At 69.2% G+C, this 15,264-nt stretch carries 18 protein-coding genes; 6 read left to right on the top strand and 12 right to left on the bottom strand.

Annotation, left to right across the window (positions count from 1 at the left end):
- The first annotated feature begins 78 nt into the window (after positions 1–78).
- A complete protein-coding gene (locus IO36_RS01140; RefSeq protein WP_037614894.1) occupies positions 79–444 on the top strand; it encodes an ArsR/SmtB family transcription factor in 366 nt (121 codons plus the stop codon).
- A complete protein-coding gene (locus IO36_RS01135) occupies positions 441–935 on the top strand; it encodes a GNAT family N-acetyltransferase (RefSeq protein WP_037614892.1) in 495 nt (164 codons plus the stop codon). Before IO36_RS01140 ends, IO36_RS01135 begins: the two co-directional genes overlap by 4 nt.
- Here IO36_RS01135 and IO36_RS01130 read toward each other — a convergent pair.
- The 4 genes from IO36_RS01130 to IO36_RS01115 are packed head-to-tail and all read right to left on the bottom strand — an operon-like array spanning position 928 to position 3,702.
- Positions 928–1,470 (bottom strand): DinB family protein, encoded by a 543-nt coding sequence (locus IO36_RS01130; protein WP_209441130.1) that lies wholly within the window; start codon positions 1,468–1,470, stop codon positions 928–930. The two genes, IO36_RS01135 and IO36_RS01130, sit on opposite strands and share 8 nt — an antisense overlap.
- Positions 1,471–1,511: 41 nt before the next feature.
- Positions 1,512–2,552 carry an ArsO family NAD(P)H-dependent flavin-containing monooxygenase gene (locus tag IO36_RS01125; RefSeq protein WP_037614889.1) on the bottom strand — a complete coding sequence of 347 codons (1,041 nt, stop codon included), beginning with the start codon at positions 2,550–2,552 and terminating at the stop codon, positions 1,512–1,514.
- Entirely contained in the window at positions 2,549–3,343 is a 795-nt protein-coding gene (locus IO36_RS01120) for an aquaporin (RefSeq protein ID WP_037614887.1), read from the bottom strand. Before IO36_RS01120 ends, IO36_RS01125 begins: the two co-directional genes overlap by 4 nt.
- Before the next feature lie 44 nt (positions 3,344–3,387).
- Positions 3,388–3,702, bottom strand: coding sequence for an ArsR/SmtB family transcription factor (locus tag IO36_RS01115; RefSeq protein ID WP_037614885.1), 315 nt, complete (start codon positions 3,700–3,702; stop codon positions 3,388–3,390).
- A 71-nt stretch (positions 3,703–3,773) separates the two neighbouring features.
- Here IO36_RS01115 and IO36_RS01110 point away from each other — a divergent pair, with 71 nt between their 5' ends.
- Both IO36_RS01110 and trxB read left to right on the top strand, forming a co-directional pair.
- On the top strand, positions 3,774–4,196 hold the full coding sequence (locus IO36_RS01110; RefSeq protein WP_037614883.1) for an arsenate reductase ArsC: 423 nt from the start codon (positions 3,774–3,776) through the stop codon (positions 4,194–4,196).
- A gap of 7 nt (positions 4,197–4,203) precedes the next feature.
- The gene (gene trxB, locus IO36_RS01105) at positions 4,204–5,202 is read left to right on the top strand and encodes a thioredoxin-disulfide reductase (protein WP_037614881.1); all 999 of its coding nucleotides are present in this window, start codon (positions 4,204–4,206) and stop codon (positions 5,200–5,202) included.
- 89 nt (positions 5,203–5,291) lie between these two features.
- Here the strand turns inward: trxB and IO36_RS01100 are convergent, their stop codons facing one another.
- From IO36_RS01100 to IO36_RS01090, 3 genes are read right to left on the bottom strand one after another with little or no spacing between them, the layout of a single operon-like run.
- Positions 5,292–5,981, bottom strand: coding sequence for an ATP-binding cassette domain-containing protein (locus IO36_RS01100; RefSeq protein ID WP_037614879.1), 690 nt, complete (start codon positions 5,979–5,981; stop codon positions 5,292–5,294).
- Positions 5,969–7,801: a phosphate ABC transporter permease subunit PstC gene (gene pstC, locus IO36_RS01095; protein WP_245173079.1), complete on the bottom strand. Its 1,833-nt coding sequence runs from the start codon at positions 7,799–7,801 to the stop codon at positions 5,969–5,971. The genes IO36_RS01100 and pstC overlap by 13 nt, the downstream gene beginning before the upstream one ends.
- A gap of 2 nt (positions 7,802–7,803) precedes the next feature.
- The gene (locus IO36_RS01090) at positions 7,804–8,712 is read right to left on the bottom strand and encodes a phosphate ABC transporter substrate-binding protein (protein ID WP_051899882.1); all 909 of its coding nucleotides are present in this window, start codon (positions 8,710–8,712) and stop codon (positions 7,804–7,806) included.
- 262 nt (positions 8,713–8,974) lie between these two features.
- Here IO36_RS01090 and IO36_RS01085 point away from each other — a divergent pair, with 262 nt between their 5' ends.
- Positions 8,975–9,400, top strand: a complete 426-nt coding sequence (locus IO36_RS01085; RefSeq protein WP_063764809.1) for an ArsR/SmtB family transcription factor — start codon at positions 8,975–8,977, stop codon at positions 9,398–9,400.
- Between the two features lie 24 nt (positions 9,401–9,424).
- Here IO36_RS01085 and IO36_RS01080 read toward each other — a convergent pair whose 3' ends face one another.
- Genes IO36_RS01080 through IO36_RS46625 form a run of 5 tightly spaced genes read right to left on the bottom strand, consistent with a single transcriptional unit; the run spans position 9,425 to position 13,670 of the window.
- Positions 9,425–10,132 carry a glutamine amidotransferase-related protein gene (locus tag IO36_RS01080; RefSeq protein ID WP_078942931.1) on the bottom strand — a complete coding sequence of 236 codons (708 nt, stop codon included), beginning with the start codon at positions 10,130–10,132 and terminating at the stop codon, positions 9,425–9,427.
- Positions 10,129–10,476: a hypothetical protein gene (locus IO36_RS01075; protein ID WP_037614875.1), complete on the bottom strand. Its 348-nt coding sequence runs from the start codon at positions 10,474–10,476 to the stop codon at positions 10,129–10,131. The genes IO36_RS01080 and IO36_RS01075 overlap by 4 nt, the downstream gene beginning before the upstream one ends.
- Positions 10,473–12,011 carry a 2,3-bisphosphoglycerate-independent phosphoglycerate mutase gene (gene gpmI, locus IO36_RS01070; protein WP_037614872.1) on the bottom strand — a complete coding sequence of 513 codons (1,539 nt, stop codon included), beginning with the start codon at positions 12,009–12,011 and terminating at the stop codon, positions 10,473–10,475. The genes IO36_RS01075 and gpmI overlap by 4 nt, the downstream gene beginning before the upstream one ends.
- Positions 12,008–13,318, bottom strand: a complete 1,311-nt coding sequence (gene aroA, locus IO36_RS01065) for a 3-phosphoshikimate 1-carboxyvinyltransferase (RefSeq protein ID WP_037614871.1) — start codon at positions 13,316–13,318, stop codon at positions 12,008–12,010. Before aroA ends, gpmI begins: the two co-directional genes overlap by 4 nt.
- 34 nt (positions 13,319–13,352) lie before the next feature.
- Positions 13,353–13,670: a hypothetical protein gene (locus IO36_RS46625; RefSeq protein WP_158997168.1), complete on the bottom strand. Its 318-nt coding sequence runs from the start codon at positions 13,668–13,670 to the stop codon at positions 13,353–13,355.
- Positions 13,671–14,217: 547 nt separating this feature from the next.
- Here IO36_RS46625 and IO36_RS01055 point away from each other — a divergent pair.
- A complete protein-coding gene (locus IO36_RS01055) occupies positions 14,218–15,189 on the top strand; it encodes a helix-turn-helix transcriptional regulator (protein WP_342455101.1) in 972 nt (323 codons plus the stop codon).
- Positions 15,190–15,264: the final 75 nt, after the last annotated feature.

Genomic DNA, 15,264 nt, shown 5'->3' with positions numbered 1-15,264 from the left:
CTCTAGGCCACCAGAGTGGACGATGAATCGACGTTCGTCAATATAGACTTCTGTCGAATCTCGCCGCATGATGGATACATGTCCACTGCGAAGGTGCTGCCCCTGCTGGAGCCGGGGGGCGTGGCCCCCTGCTGCCCGCCACTTACGGAACGCCCGCTGACGGCCGAGGAGGCCGAGCGGAGTGCCGTGATGTTCAAGGCGCTCGGCGATCCCGTACGGCTGCGGCTGTTCTCGCTTGTCGCCTCGTATGAAGGCGGCGAGGCTTGTGTGTGCGACATCTCCGACGTCGGCGTGTCCCAGCCGACCGTCTCCCACCACCTGAAGAAGCTCAAGGAGGCCGGGCTGCTCTCCTCCGAGCGCCGAGGCACCTGGGTCTTCTACCGGGTGGAGCCCGCGGTCCTCGCCGCCATGGGTCAGCTCCTGACCCGCGCGGGTGCCGCGTGAGCGCGGCGATCACGCCTCTTAGCGAGGTGCATGCCGAAGAGGTCCTTGCGATCTATCAGGCGGGCATCGACGAGGGAAACGCCACCTTCGAGCCCATGGCCCCCACCTGGGCGGGCTTCGATGCGGCCAAACTCTCGGATCACCGCTTCGTCGCACTTGACGAGTCGGGCAAGGTCCTCGGCTGGGTGGCGGCCACCAAGGTCTCAGACCGCTGCGCGTACGCAGGCGTGGTCGAACACTCCGTCTACGTACACCCCGGCGCTCGCGGACAAGGCGTCGCCAAGGCGCTTCTGCACGCGCTGATCGCCTCCACCGAAGCAGCGGGGATCTGGACGATCCAGTCCGGGATCTTCCCCGAGAACGTCGCCAGCCTCGCCGTCCACGAGCGGGCCGGCTTCCGTGTCATCGGTACCCGTGAGCGCATCGGTCGCCACCACGGCGTGTGGCGCGACGTGGTCCTGCTCGAGCGTCGGAGCCCGTGGATCAGCTGAGCTCGCCGTTCAGGGTGAGCTGGCGACGGTGGAAGTCGAAGTGCTGGGTCGGGTAGCGGTAGATGTCGGCGAGCGTCATGAAGTCCTGGAAGAACGGGTCCCAGCGGACGGGGTAGTGCATGCCGCGGGCCAGGTCGGCATCGGATTCCACCGCGAGTCGGCGGTGCAGGGAGTCGATGACCCGGTCGAACGCGGCGCCCGTGCGGCGTGGCCCGAAGACCTTCACTGCCCCGCACGGGCCGACGTAGTTGACCCAGTGGAACGGGACCGTCGCAGCATTCAGCGCGCGGGCGAAGACCCTGCTGGTGCTGCGGGGCAGCCGCCCGAAGACTCGGGCGAGGACCAGCAGCACCCGAACGACCATGTAGCCGAAGAGCATGTGCCACAGCAGCTGCTCGTTGGTCCATCGGGTACCGCGGGTGGGGCGGGCGAGGTCGGTTTTCGTGGCGGCGTCGAGCAGGTCGTGGAAGGTATGCCGGGCGTGTTCGTACTCCGCGGACACGGCCTGTCGGTCCATCGCCGTCTCGTTCATCATTCGCTCCTGTCCACTGCGATGATTCCCGCCCCCAGGCGGGTTCAGGCGTCGAGGAGTTCGGCGATCTCGCGGACGGCTCCGCGGGCTGTGTGGCCGACGCCGATGAGGGTGGCGGAGGCGGGGCCGGTCCAGTCGCCGTAGCTGAGGAGATGGATCCGGGGGTCGGCTACGGCGCGGGTGCCCTCGGTGGGGATGCGGCCGCCCTCGGTGCGCAGGCCCAGGGGCGACAGGTGCAAGAGGGTGGGGCGGAACCCGGTGCACCAGATGATCGCGTCGCAGGGCCAGCTACCGCCGTCGGCCCAGTGGGCTCCGTCGGCCGTCAGGCTGTGGAACATCCGGTGGTCCGGGATGAGTCCGGCGTCGCGGGCGGCGCGTACGGGCGGGACCGCGACGATGTCGCCGAGGTCTGAGATGCGGGGTCCGCCGGACTGGACACGCCGGGTGGCGAGTTCGAAGAGGGCGCTGCCATCGATCTCGTCCGGGAGATAGCGGGCCGGGCGCTGGGTGACCCAGCGGACGGTGGCGTGCGGGGCGAGGTCGGCGGCGATCTGAGCACCGGAGTTGCCGCCTCCCACCACGATGACGCGCTGTCCCGCGTAGTCCCGCGGGCTGCGGTAGTCCACCGTGTGGTGCTGGCGGCCCTGGAAGTGCTCGCGGCCGGGAACGGCCGGGAGGAAGGGACGCCACCAGGTGCCGGTCGCGCTGATCACGGCGCGGGCCGTGAAAGCGCCGGAGTCTGTCTGGACGCGCAGGAGAGGTGCCTGGTCGTGGACGGCCTCGACGTGGACGCCCCGCTGGATCGGGAGTTCGTACCGCTTCTCGTAGTCGGCGAGGTAATCCAGTACGTGGGACACGTCCGGGAACGTCTTGCCTGCCTGCACGGGCATGAGCCGGCCGGGCAGCGAGGAGTAGGCAGCCGGGGAGAACAGGTGCAGCGAGTCCCAGGCGTGCTGCCAGGCTCCGCCTGGGGTGGCCTGAGCGTCGAGGATGGTGAAGTCGATGCCCGCCCGGCGCAGGTAGTAGCCGGCGGCGAGTCCGGCCTGGCCGCCGCCGACCACCACCACATCCGCGTGCCGCGTCATGCGGCGGACTGCCCGCTGTCGGTCTCGCCGCGCATGAAGATGACCGTCACCAGAGCCAGGCCCACGACCGCGCCCGCCAGCTGCGCGCCGATGAAGGCCGGGACCGAAGCCGGTGCGATGCCGGCGAAGGTGTCGGTGAAGGCGCGGCCGATGGTGACGGCCGGGTTGGCGAAGGAGGTGGACGAGGTGAACCAGTAGGCGGCGCCGATGTACGAGGCGACGGCTACGGGGGCGAAACGGAGGCGGTCGGTACGGGCCAGGCCGAAGATCAGCAGGATCAGGCCGGCGGTGGCGACGACCTCACCGAGGAGGAGGTGGCCGGCGGAGCGGTCGTGGGTGGACCACTTCACGAGCGGCTCGCCGAACATCGCGTCCGCCAGGATGGCGCCCGCGATGGCGCCGACGATCTGGGAGGGCACGTACACGGCGAGTTCGCGGGCGGTGACGCCTGCGCCGCCGCGGCGGACGGTCCACCACTCGGCCAGGGACACGGCCGGGTTGAAGTGGGCGCCGGAGACCGGGCCGAGGAGGGCGATCAGTACGCCGAGGCCGAAGACCGTGGCGGTGGAGTTGGCCAGGAGCTGGAGGGCTACATCCTGGGTGAGCTCGGTGGCCTGGATGCCGGAGCCGACCACGACCGCCACGAGCGCGGCGGTGCCGACCAGCTCGGCGGCGGCCCGGGCGATGAGCGGGGTGCGGGGCGGGGTCGCGCCGGGTACAGGCTGGGGCGCGTCGGCGGCTATGACGGTCTCCGCTGCGGGGGCGGTGCCGACGGGCTCGGTGGCGGTCAAGGCAGGTTCTCCTTGGGCAGATGAGGCAAAAGAGCGACTCCGGGCTACGGGCAGGCCCGCTTGAGGTTCGCTTCGGCGGTGGCACGCGCGGTCCGGGCGAGGTCGGCGAATTGACCGGCGATGGCTTCGATGACCTCAGGGCGCACGCGGTAGTACATGAACCTTCCGCACGGTTCCGTCTCCACGACCCCCGCCTCGCGCAGCACCTTCAGGTGGTTCGAGATGTTCGTCTGCTTGGCACCCGTCTCCTCCACGAGGTGGGTGGCGCAGAGCGTCTCCTTGGCCAGGAGGGTCACGATCTGGAGCCTGAGCGGGTCGGCCAGAACCCGGAACAGATCAGTGTCGACTGACATCATCATGTGCTGATACTCTCACATCACTCGGGGCTGATACCAGTCCGGGCTGAGTCATTGGATTGAAGGAAGAGACGATGTCCTCCACCCCGCTCGCATCCGTGCTGTTCGTCTGCATCCACAACGCAGGCCGATCGCAGATGGCCGCCGGATTCCTGCGCCACCTCGCGGGCGACCGGGTCGAGGTCCGCTCCGCCGGCTCCGTGCCCGAAGACCAGATCAACCCCTCCGCCGTCGCCGCGATGGCCGAGCTGGGGATCGACATCTCCGACCAGAAGCCGAAGGTCCTCACCACCGAGGCCGCCCAGGCCTCCGACTACATCATCACCATGGGCTGCGGGGACGCCTGCCCGTACTTCCCCGGCAAGACCTACCTGGACTGGCAGCTGGAGGACCCGGCCGGGCAGGGCGTGGAGGCCGTGCGCCCCATCCGGGACGAGATCAAGGGCCTGATCGAGGGCCTCATCGCCGAGATCGACGCGAAGAAGCAGGAGAGCTGACCGCATCATGACGACCAACCCGACAGGCGCCCAGGACGTGCGCGAGGTCATCATCATCGGCTCCGGCCCGGCCGGCTACACCGCGGCTCTCTACACCGCCCGCGCACAGCTGAAGCCGCTGCTGTTCGGCAGCTCCATATTCGTCGGCGGCTCGCTCACCACGACCACCGAGGTCGAGAACTTCCCCGGCTTCCCCAGCGGCATCGACGGCCCGGACCTGATGGACAACATGCGGGCCCAGGCAGAGAAGTTCGGCGCCGAGATGATCGATGACGACATCGTCTCCGTCGACCTCAGCGGCGACATCAAGCTGCTGACCGACTCCGAGGGCACCGTCCACCGCGCGAAGGCCGTGATCATCGCGACCGGCTCCGGCTACCGCAAGCTCGGCCTGCCGAACGAGGACACGCTCTCCGGCCGCGGAGTCTCCTGGTGCGCCACCTGCGACGGGTTCTTCTTCCGCGACCGCGACATCGTCGTGGTCGGCGGCGGTGATACCGCCATGGAAGAGGCCACCTTCCTCACCCGCTTCGCCCGCTCGGTCACCATCGTCCACCGCCGCTCCACCCTGCGCGCTTCCAAGGCCATGCAGGACCGGGCCTTCGCCGACGAGAAGATCTCCTTCGCCTTCGACAGCGAGGTCGCCGAGATCAAGGAGAGCGGCGGCATGCTCTCCGGTTTGGTCCTGCGCGACGTCCTGACCGGCCAGACGCGCGACCTCGACGCGACGGGCCTGTTTGTCGCCATCGGCCACGACCCCCGTACGGAACTCTTCGCCGGCCAGCTCGAACTGGACGACGAGGGCTACCTCAAGACCCAGGCGCCCACCACCCGCACCAACATCCCCGGTGTCTTCGGCGCCGGGGACGTGGTGGACCACATCTACCGCCAGGCCATCACCGCGGCCGGCTCCGGCTGCGCCGCCGCCCTGGATGCCGAGCGGTACCTCGCGGCCCTCGGCGACGCTGCCTCGACCGGTGAACCCGAGCTTGTGGCGGCAGGCTGAAACAGACGCCGGGCCCGGTCCGTCGTGATTGCGACACGACGGACCGGGCCCGGTTACCGATACCTGCTGTTGCTCTTTGCGCCCCGTGCTCAGACGGCTGCCGAGGAGAGCGCCAGGGTTTCCGGCAGCTCCAGACGTACCGTGTGGTCACAGAGCCGTTCCACCTGCGCCGGATCGTGCGAGACGAGGAGGACGGTGCGGTTGCCGCGAAGGGCGGCCACCGACTCCTCCACCGTGTCCCGGCTCCGCTCGTCCAGGGCGCTGGTGGGTTCGTCCAGCAGCAGGGCCGCCGGTTCCAGGGCCAGGGCACGGGCCAGGCACAGCCGCTGGCGCTGGCCGTTCGAGAGCGTCTGGGCCGGGGTGTCCAGCCGGTCGCGGACCTCGTTCCACAGACTCGCCTCTCGCAGCGCCTGCTCCACACGGTCGCGCATGTCCGCTCGGGAAGCACGCACCAGGTGCCGGAGGCCGAAGAGCGCGTTGTCCAAGATGCTGCCGCCGAAGACCACGGGTGTCTGCGGCACCAGGACGACCGTGCTCCGCAAGTCCGCGTCCCCGTTGCCGCGGCGGATGGTTCGCCCCTGAACCTCCAGATGGCCGTCGCGGGTGAGGCCGTGGGGCAGCAGGTCGACCAGGGCGCGCAGCACCGTGGACTTGCCGGCACCGGAGGGGCCGCACAGGCCGGTGGTCGATCCGGCTGCCAGCTCGAAGGTGACCGGGCCCACGAGAGTCTTCTTGCCGTCGAGAACCCGCAGGTCGCGGACGGCTATCACGTTGTCCATCGTGCTCCTTCGAAGCGGTTGCGCAGTGCCACCGCCAGGCTGAGAAGTACCGCGGTGATCAGGACCAGGACCAGCGCGCTGCCCCATGCCTGGTTGATCGCCTCGGGGGCGTTCGAGTCCTGGGACAGGGTGAAGATGTGGGTCGGCAGCGCTTGCACCGGGGAGTTGACGATCCCGGTCGGCAGGGCGGGTGCTCCGAAGAACACCGTGGCGGTGAAGATCAGAGGGGCTGTCTCGCCCGCTGCCCGGGCCAGGCCGAGCAGCAGACCGGTGAGTGTGGCCGGCCAGGTGTAGGGGATGACCACGGAGCGGATGTACTGCGCCCGGGTCAGACCGAGTGCCAGGGCGCTCTCGGTGAGTTCGCTCGGCATGCTCCGGATGCGGCCCGCGGTGGTCAGCGCGACGACCGGTACGACCACGGGGACCAGGACGATGGCCCCGGCCAGCCAGGACCGGCCCCATCCCATGGTCATGGAGAAGAGGACGTATCCGGCCAGGCCCAGCAGGATGGTCGGTGTTCCGCCGATGGCCACCGTGACGGTCTCCAGCACACGCGCCGTCCTCGCGGAGGCGTGGGCGCCGATCAGAATGCCCGCGCCGTAGCCGAGGGGCAGCGCGATCAGGGCCGCGGTGGCGATCAGCAGGAGTGTCCCGAGAATCTGGCCGCTCACACCGCCGCTGGCCGCACCGGTGGCAGGGGAGAACCAGAAGGCCGGGTTGAGCGCGGAGCTGCCTCGTGTCACGAGGATGGCGAGCATCCCGACGAGGAGTGTTCCCGGCAGGAGCAGGGCTCCCAGTCGCAGCAGGGTGGCGAGCCGGTCCCGCGGAATGCGCAGCCACGCGGAGGCCCGGCGGGGGCGCAGCCCGCGCTTCGTGGCACGGCTCGATGTCCCTCGGGTGCCCCACACCGTGGCCGCGGCCACCAGGGCGAGCAGGATGATGCCCAGACCGCACAGCGCCGCGAAGTAGGGGCCGGAGGTTCCCGCGAGCATCGGCTCGGGGCCCGCGAGTTTGGCGGTCAGGGTCTGGCCGGGGTGCACCAGGGAGGAGAAGAAGCCCCCGAGAGACTCCGGAAGCCTTCCGTCGGCCCGTCCCACGACCAGGAAGACCGCGATCGCCTCGCCGAGGGCCCGGGCGAGACCGAGCAGGACACCGGCGCGCATCCCCGACCGTGCCTGGGGCAGCACGGCCGACCGTACGACCTCACGGCGCGTCAGTCCGAGGGAGTAGGCGGCTTCCCGATAGCGGCCGGGGACGGCGGCGAGGGCGTCCACGCTCACGGCCACGATCGTCGGCATGATCATTACGGCGAGCACGATGCCCGCGGCGAGCAGACTGTCACCGCCCGGCACGTCACCCAGCGCGGCGACGAACGGGCGGACGACCATGACGCCGACGAGGCCGTAGACGATGGAGGGGACTGCCGCCAGGAGTTCGACGCTCAGCCTCAGGGGCTTGGCGAGGCGGGGTGGCAGGTACTCCGTCAGTGCGACGGCCGCCGCCCAGCCGACCGGGACGGCCAGCAGCAGCGCGAGGGCACACACGACGGCCGAACCGTAGATCATGGCCAGGGCACCGAAGGTGCCGTTCATCGGGTCCCACGTCGGGTTGGTGGCCAGGTCGGACCAGTCGACGTCGCCGCTCGCGATGCCGGTGGCCAGGTATCCGATCAGTACCGTCAGGATGAGGGCGACCGAGAACATCCCGGTGTAGATCCATCCCCAGACCCATCGTGCCCGCCCGGGGCGGCCGCCCTGGGCGGGCGGCCGCGGCGTGGCAGGTCCGGGCGCCTGGGGAGGGCGCTCCAGAGTGAGACTCACCGTCACTTCCCCATCTGCTTGAGGGTCAGGTAGCCGTGCTTGGGCAGCAGCTTCTGGCCTTCCGGCGAGAGGACGTAGTCGATGTACTGCTTGGCGGTGCCCTTCGGCTTGCCATCAGTGATCATGAACAGCGGTCGGGTCATCGGGTACTTGGAGGATTTCACGTTGTCGAGGGTGGGGGCGATGCCGTCCAGGGCCACGGCCACCAGGTCGTCATGGCCCGCGATGAAGCCGGTCGACAGCGGGCCGATGGAACCCGGGGTGGACTCCAGCTTGTTGAGGGTCTCCGTGTTGCCGCCGACGATGGCGTAGTTGTCGGACTTCGGGGGCGGCGGGGCCTTCTCCTCGCCGTAGACGAACTTGTCGAGCACCTCGCGGGTGCCGCGACCGGGCTCCTTGTCGTAGACGAAGACCTTCAGGTCCGGGCCGCCCACCTGCGACCAGTTGGTGATCTTCCCTTCGAACAGGCCCTTGACCTGCTCCTTGGTGAGGCTCTTGACTCCGGCGTCGGCGACCTTCTTGCTGATGATGACGCCGACCGCGTCCGCGCCGATCTGCGTCGGGACGAAGTCGGTGTCGGGGTAGGCCTTGCGGTCCTCGTCCGCCAGGGGCTTGGAACTCAGTGCCATATTGATCTGCTTCGAGCCGAGCTGGGAGATGCCGCCGGCCGAACCGCCCTGGGTGGCCACCGTGATGTTCAGACCCTTGGACTTGAGAGCCTCGGCGGCGTCGGCCGCGACGGGGGCGACGGTGGTCGACCCGCTGGCCTGCAGTGCGGCCGAGTCGGCCTTGGCGGAACCCGCGCAGCCCGTCAGCGCGGTGGCGAGAAGCAGCGCGGCGGAAGCGGCGAACCCGAGCTGCTTCTGCCTTCCGATGCGGAGTGACGGCGTCTGACGAGTTTCAGTGGTCATGACAGACATGGCGGTGCCTTTGCTAGTGGACAGTGAGTTGATTGAGAGTTGAGGGCGGGTGAACAACCCTGACGATCAAGAGTCTGCTCGGCGGGAAGCTGCAGCAGAAGGGGTTACGGGTGGCATCAACCGCGTGCGGCACCCACCTGCCTGGCGGAGAGTCGGGAGCGTGGCCCGGCCAAGTTGAACGGCAGGCAAATAATGGCTGAATAGGATCATCTGCGCCGCCGGACGCCGCACCCGCGGTCGTAGGGTGAATCGCATGCCCGCAGATCAGGCGACCGGCCGCTCCTCAGGCCTCCTGCCCTTCATCGACGAGGATCCGTCCTGCGGGCCGCCCCTTGAAGTGGATCCACTGCCCAGGAAACGGGCGGAGCTGCTCGCGAGGAATCTGAAGGGCATAGCCGACCCGACACGGCTGCAGATCCTCAGCGTCTTGCTCGCGGCCCCGGAGGGTGAGGCGTGCGTATGCGATCTGACGCCGCTCCTGGGACTGGCCCAGTCCACAGTCAGCCAGCACATGAAGGTCCTTGTGGACGCCGGCCTGGTGAGCCGCAGGAAGCGCGGTACGTGGGCCTGGTACGCGGTCAAGCCCGAGCGGCGCGCCCTGCTCCATGCTCTGATCTGGGGCGATGAGGAGACAGCCGGGGAAACGCAGAACCCCGGTCGGGTCATGGTGGAGACATGACCCGACCGGGGTGCGGTAGGAGTGTCAGGCGCTGATGGCCGAGCGGGCGGCCACCTCGGCCGCGAATGCCTTGATCAGCGCATGGACGTTGCCGGGGCCGGAGACCAGCTCCGGCTGGAACAGCGTGCCGATGAAGAACGGGTGACCGGGGACTTCGGCGGCACGCGGGGCGCCCTCGGTGTCCCAGCCGCTGAACAGAACGCCCGCGTCCGTGAGGCGCTCGACGAACTCGCCGTTGAGGCCGTACTTGCAGTGGTACGTCTCGGTGGTCAGCTCCGCGTTGTCGTAGACGGCGGCCAGCCGGCTGCCCGCCGTGAGCAGCAGCGGCGCCTGCTCGCCCGCCAGGCAGCAGGTGAGCGGCACGATCAGCGGGGTCGGAGCCTCCGGGTCGTACTGCACGTCGTCGGCGTCGGTGAGACCGACGACCGTACGGGCGTACTCGATCAGCGCGTGCTGGAAGCCGCCGCAGGTGCCCAGGTAGGGGATGCCGTTCTCCCGGGCGTGCCGGACGGCTGACAGCACGCCGTCCTTGTTCTCGTACGGGGAGCCGGGCACCACCCAGATGCCGTCGAAGCCTTCGAGGGACTCGGGGCCCGTGACGGTTTCGGTGGGGACCCACTCGGTGTCCACGTCGAGCTCGTGCCGGAAGCTGTCGAGCCGGGCATGGGCGGGGGACTTGCCGTGGTCACCGATCAGCGCGATGCGCGGCCGGGGTCCGAGGGCTGTGGTCATGCGTGCTCCTGCGGGCTGTCGTGGATCCGTCCGAGCTGGACGAAGCCGTGGGGCGCGAGGCGGGCGACGAGCCGGCCGTCGCGCTCCTCGGTGGTCGAGCCGCCTCCGAGGAACAGAAGCGGGCCGTCGGTCTGCGGGAGCAGGACCTCGGGCTGGAACTCCTGGATCTCGTCGGTGGTGTTGTGGACGCTCAACACGTGGACGGTGCCGGCCGTGTTGGTGCGCATGTCGGCCTTGAGAGCCGGACCGAGGTCCAGGTCGCGCAGCGCGGCCTCGGTGGTGAAGGCGGAGGCGAAGGCGGCGCCGCCGGGGGTGGTGGGTGTGATCAGCTGGGCTGTGGTCACAGGAGACTCCGGCCGGTCATGGCTGGGCTGCTCGGGCGGCCCAGCAGGTGCAGGACGGTGGGTGCGATGTCGGCGAGGCTGCCGCCATCGGCGAGGTGCTCGGGAAGGAGCTGCCCGGGTGCCGCGACCACGACCGCCGGCACAGGGTTGGTCGTGTGACCGCCGTACGGGAGCGGGGTGCCGTCGGGGCCGGGCTTGGACATGCGTTCGGCGTTGCCGTGGTCGCCGACGAGGAGGACCCAGCGGCCTGCTGCCGCGGCGGCGGTCAGGATCTTCTCGACCTCGCGGTCGGTGTGTTCGGCGGCCTTGACTGTGGCGTCGTGGCTGCCGGTGTGGCCGACGACGTCGATGTTGGCGAGGTTGGCGATCACCAGGGCCACGTCGTCACGCCGGGCGGCGGCGGTGATGGCTTCGGTGACCCGGGCGAGGTTCATCTCGGGTCGGGCGACGTAGTCGGGGGTGGTGTCCGCGGTGATGCGGATGTGCTCCTCGACTTCGCGGGCCCGGTCGTCGCGGCCGTTGATGTAGTAGGTGACGTGCTCGAACTTCTCCTGTTCCGCGATGCGTACGGAGCGCAGGCCGTGCGTTTCGAGCGCGTCGGCCAGACCGCCCGAGGCGTCGGCCCGTCCGACCAGGGCGGGGATGGCCGCCTGGGTGTCGTACTGGGTCAGGGACAGGATGTCGACGTCCGTGTCGGTGAGGATCTGGACGAGATCGTCCGCGAGCTGCTGGATGCGGTCGCTGCGGAAGTTGGTGAAGAGGATCGTGTCGCCGTCGTGGATGGTGGCGAGCGGCTCACCGCCGGCGTCGGTGAGGACGGTCGGGGTGATCCATACGTCCCCGTTCTGGGCGCCGGCCAGGATCTGCTGGTAGTCGCGGGCGGTCGCGCCCTTGCCGTCGGTGATGGCCTCGCTGACCTTGGCGGTCAGTTCCAGGTCGCCGCTCTTGTCGAGGCCGTAGCCGCGACCGGAGACGGTGGCCAGGGCGCCCGTGCCGGTGGCGGCGAAGAACTCCTCGACCCGGCCCAGGTAGTGGCCGGCGGTGCGGTCGGCGACGTCGCGGCCGTCGGTGATGGCATGCACCCACACGCGCTTCACATCGCGGGACGCCGCGATGGACAGGAGTTCGTGGAGGTGGTCGACGTGGGCGTGGATCATCCCGTCGGAGACCTGGCCGATGAGGTGCAGGGCACCACCGTTGGCGGCGAGCCGGTTGAGGGCTTCGGTCAGGCGCGGGTTGTCCCGCAGCAGGCCGGAGTCGATCTGCCGCTGGACCAGGACGCTGTCGTAGTCGAGCGGTCGGCCGGCGCCGATGACCATGTGGCCGATCTCGGAGTTCCCGACGGTGCCGGGGAGCAGGCCGACGTGCTCGCCCGACGCTTCCACGAAGGTGGAGGGGTGCTTGGCGGCGATCGCGTCGAGGACGGGGGTGTGGGCGTTGGTGAGCGCGTTGCCGGGCCCGGGGGCGGCGTGGCCCCAGCCGTCGAGGACGAGCAGGACCCCGGGAGTCCCGGCGGAGGTGTCGGAACCGGTCACCGCAGGGTGTCCAGGGTGTTCCAGAAGGCCGGGAAGGACTTGGCGACGCAGCCGGGGTCGTTGATGACGACGCCGCGGGTGCGCAGGCCGATGATCGCGAAGGTCATGGCGATGCGGTGGTCGTCGTAGGTGTCGATGACCGCACCGTGCGGGGTGCCGCCGTGGATGGTCATGGCGTCGTCGTACTCGTCGACGGTGATACCCATCTTGCGCAGCTCGGTGGTGACGGCAGCGATGCGGTCGCACTCCTTGACGCGCAGGCTGGCGATGTTGGTGATGTGGGTCTTGCCCTCGGCGAAGGCAGCGACCGCGGCGAGGGACGGGACGACGTCCGGCATGGCGTCCATGTCGACCTCGATGCCGCGCAGGTCGCCGCCCTTGACCGTGATCGAGTTCTCGGTGATCTCGACGTGGGCGCCCATCCGGCCCAGGACCTCGGCGAGGCCGACGTCCCCTTGGTGGGAGGTGGAGCCGATGCCGGGGATGGTGACCCGGCCGCCGAGGATCGCGGCGGCGGCGATGAAGTAGGACAGGCCGGAGGCGTCGGGCTCGACGACGGCGTGACCGCCCTTGAAGGACTGGCCGGCCGCGATCTTGAAGCGGCGGTAGCCGTCGCGTTCGACGGTGATGCCGTGTTCGGCGAGGGTGGCCAGGGTCATCTCGACGTACGGCTTGGAGACCAGTTCGTCGACGATCTCGATCTCGGTGTCCTGCTGGGCGAGGACGGAGCTGATCAGGATCGAGGACGTGTACTGGGAGGAGATGGCGCCGGAGATCTTCGTCTTCCCGCCGACGAAGTTGCCGCCGGTGACCTGGATCGGCGGGGAGCCGTTGCCGCGGACCGCGACCGCCTCGACGCCCAGGCCCGGCAGGGCCGCAAGCAGGTCGCCGAAGGGGCGCTCCTGCATACGGGTGTTGCCGGTGATGGTGGTGACGCCCTCGGCGAGTCCCGCCATGGAGATCAGGAAGCGCAGCGGGGTGCCCGCGCCACCGACGAAGATGTCGTCCTCGGGGGCGACCATCGGCTTGCCGGTCGGCGTGAGGGTGAAGCGGTAGTTGTCGTGGTCGATCGCGACGCTGACGTGCCCGAAGGAGGCCACGGCGTCGGCGAAGTAGATGGTGTCGTCGGAGACCAGGGCGCCGTCGATCACACCGGTCTTGCCGTCGAGGGCGGCCAGAGCCGCGATCGCGATCTGGCGGTTGGTGTAGGACTTGGATCCAAGGACCTTCACCTCGTGGTCGATCGAGTCGATGGTCTCGACGGTGAGCTGCTCGGCCTTCAGCCGCGGGTCGTTGATACCGCTCATGGGTGGAACTCCTGGTGATGGTGAGTGATCTGTGTCACGCGAACGCGGCACCCGAGCCGGGCAGGGCGTCGGGAAGCTGAGGGCCAGCGGAAATTCGCCAATTGGCCAACGTGGGGCTGGAATTGAGTGCGCGACGGCAAATCTGGGCCGCTGCGGACAATGCGCCGTCGGGGCTGCTGGTCTGGTGAAAGAACGTCAGGTCTATGCGTCCAGAAGTCGTCTTCGCGTGGACGTGTTCGAGGTCGTCACCCGGCATTGCGGCAGCCCACACGATGTCGGTGACCACTGCCGATTCCAGCTTCGCGGCCTCGGCTTCCCTGGCGGCGACGAGCGTGGCGGTGGCCATGAACATGGGGCCTCCAGGCCGGGCGGTAAGCCCTGGTACGGACCACACGTGCTGGTCGGCTTCAGCCTGGGTGACGGCGTCGTAGAGCTCCGTGTGGCGGCACTTGGGGCCGCAGCCGTGCCCGCCGGCGGGGGAAAAGCCCAGCGCGACCGCGGCGGCTCTGTTGATCAGGCGCAGGGCTCTCCGCGCAGCAGGCATGGCTGTCCTCCGTGTGGTGGAATGAAGGTTTTTTCGCTCAGATCAGGGGGCGTTCTCGACGCGCTGCGGATTTCGTGTCCGAGGACCTCCGCCGTCCTGTGATCACTATTTTGCTGACCATTTCCAGGGGGCGGAAGAGTTCCCCGCTGGCACGAAGTGCGACCGGCAGGCACCTGCCTAAGAGCGGGCTGACCTGCGATCCCCGACGACCCAAAACGTGCCCACGCTGGTGATCACTCTGCGAACATCCCTTGTCGCGCAGTCCCCTGACCTGCCAAGATCGGCGCCCGCCGATGTATTAACGGATCGTCTCGATGTATGAGACGCCAAGCGGGGGGTCGCTGTGCTGGCAAGTTTGGGACTGGATGCCGACGCCGAGTCTGTCTACCGGCTGATGCTCACCCAGCAGGACTGGGGAGTTGCGGAAATCGCGGTCCACCTGGCTTGTTCGGAGGAGTCTGTACGGTCCTCGTTGGACCGGCTGGCCGAACTGAACCTGCTGCGCCGCTCCATGCAGGCACCCGGCGGACTCAGACCCGTCAGCCCAGATCTCGGTTTCCAGCTGCTGCTCCAGCGCCAGCAGGCTCATCTGCTCGCCCAGCAGCAGCAGTTCGCCGAGAGTCAGGCTGCTATCAGCAAGCTCCTGGACGAGTACTCCGAGCTTCGGACGGGCGAGCGGCACGGCGTCGAGTACCTCCAGGGCATCGACGCCATCCAGACCCGCCTCGAAGAGCTCGCCCATCGCTCCACCAGCGAGTGCCTGTCCTTCATGCCCGGCGGCGCGCAGTCCGCGGCGAGCCTGGATGCGAGCCGACCGCTGGACGAGGACCTGATGCGCCGGGGCGTACGAGTCCTTACCGTCTATCTGGACAGCGTCCGCAACGACAACCCCACGGTCGAATACGCCCAGTGGCTCCACAGCGACGGAGGCGAGGTCCGCACCGTGCCGGCCCTCCCGCTGCGCATGGTCCTGTTCGACCGCGAAGTGGCCCTGCTGCCGGTGGACCCGAACAACACCAAGAAGGGCGCGGTCCAGCTGACCGGCCCCGGTGTGCTCACCGCCCTCGCCGCCCTGTTCGAACAGGTGTGGGAGTGTGCGGCCCCGATCGGCAGCACTCGAGACCGCGACCAGGCCGGCCTCACAGCGCAGGAGCGTGAGCTGCTGCGCCAGCTCACCCAGGGGGCCACCGACGAGATCGCGGCGAAGAAGCTCGGCATCGGCCTTCGCACGGCCCGCCGCATGATGTCGGAACTGATGGCCCGCCTCGGCGCGCGCAGCCGCTTCGAGGCCGGCGTCCTGGCGTCGCAAGCCGGCTGGACCGACTGAGACTCCCTCCCCTCGCGCTGCACCCCCTCCCGCAGCGCGAGCAAGGCCCGGTGTGCGACGAGTCGCACACCGGGC

The sequence above is a fragment of the Streptomyces aureus genome, assembly GCF_000725495.1.
GTDB lineage: Bacteria > Actinomycetota > Actinomycetes > Streptomycetales > Streptomycetaceae > Streptomyces > Streptomyces aureus_B.
Note: the sequence above shows the minus strand (reverse complement) of the source record. Positions and strands in the feature narration are given on the sequence as shown.

What these genes read in the sequence shown, in the direction of transcription:
- IO36_RS01140 (WP_037614894.1), top strand. Translation starts at nt 79, where the DNA reads ATGTCCACTGCGAAGGTGCTGCCCCTGCTGGAGCCGGGGGGCGTGGCC.
- IO36_RS01125 (WP_037614889.1), bottom strand. Translation starts at nt 2,552, where the DNA reads ATGACGCGGCACGCGGATGTGGTGGTGGTCGGCGGCGGCCAGGCCGGA.
- trxB (WP_037614881.1), top strand. Translation starts at nt 4,204, where the DNA reads ATGACGACCAACCCGACAGGCGCCCAGGACGTGCGCGAGGTCATCATC.
- IO36_RS01110 (WP_037614883.1), top strand. Translation starts at nt 3,774, where the DNA reads ATGTCCTCCACCCCGCTCGCATCCGTGCTGTTCGTCTGCATCCACAAC.
- IO36_RS01080 (WP_078942931.1), bottom strand. Translation starts at nt 10,132, where the DNA reads ATGACCACAGCCCTCGGACCCCGGCCGCGCATCGCGCTGATCGGTGAC.
- IO36_RS01090 (WP_051899882.1), bottom strand. Translation starts at nt 8,712, where the DNA reads ATGACCACTGAAACTCGTCAGACGCCGTCACTCCGCATCGGAAGGCAG.
- IO36_RS46625 (WP_158997168.1), bottom strand. Translation starts at nt 13,670, where the DNA reads ATGTTCATGGCCACCGCCACGCTCGTCGCCGCCAGGGAAGCCGAGGCC.
- aroA (WP_037614871.1), bottom strand. Translation starts at nt 13,318, where the DNA reads ATGAGCGGTATCAACGACCCGCGGCTGAAGGCCGAGCAGCTCACCGTC.
- IO36_RS01085 (WP_063764809.1), top strand. Translation starts at nt 8,975, where the DNA reads ATGCCCGCAGATCAGGCGACCGGCCGCTCCTCAGGCCTCCTGCCCTTC.
- IO36_RS01100 (WP_037614879.1), bottom strand. Translation starts at nt 5,981, where the DNA reads ATGGACAACGTGATAGCCGTCCGCGACCTGCGGGTTCTCGACGGCAAG.
- IO36_RS01115 (WP_037614885.1), bottom strand. Translation starts at nt 3,702, where the DNA reads ATGATGATGTCAGTCGACACTGATCTGTTCCGGGTTCTGGCCGACCCG.
- IO36_RS01130 (WP_209441130.1), bottom strand. Translation starts at nt 1,470, where the DNA reads ATGATGAACGAGACGGCGATGGACCGACAGGCCGTGTCCGCGGAGTAC.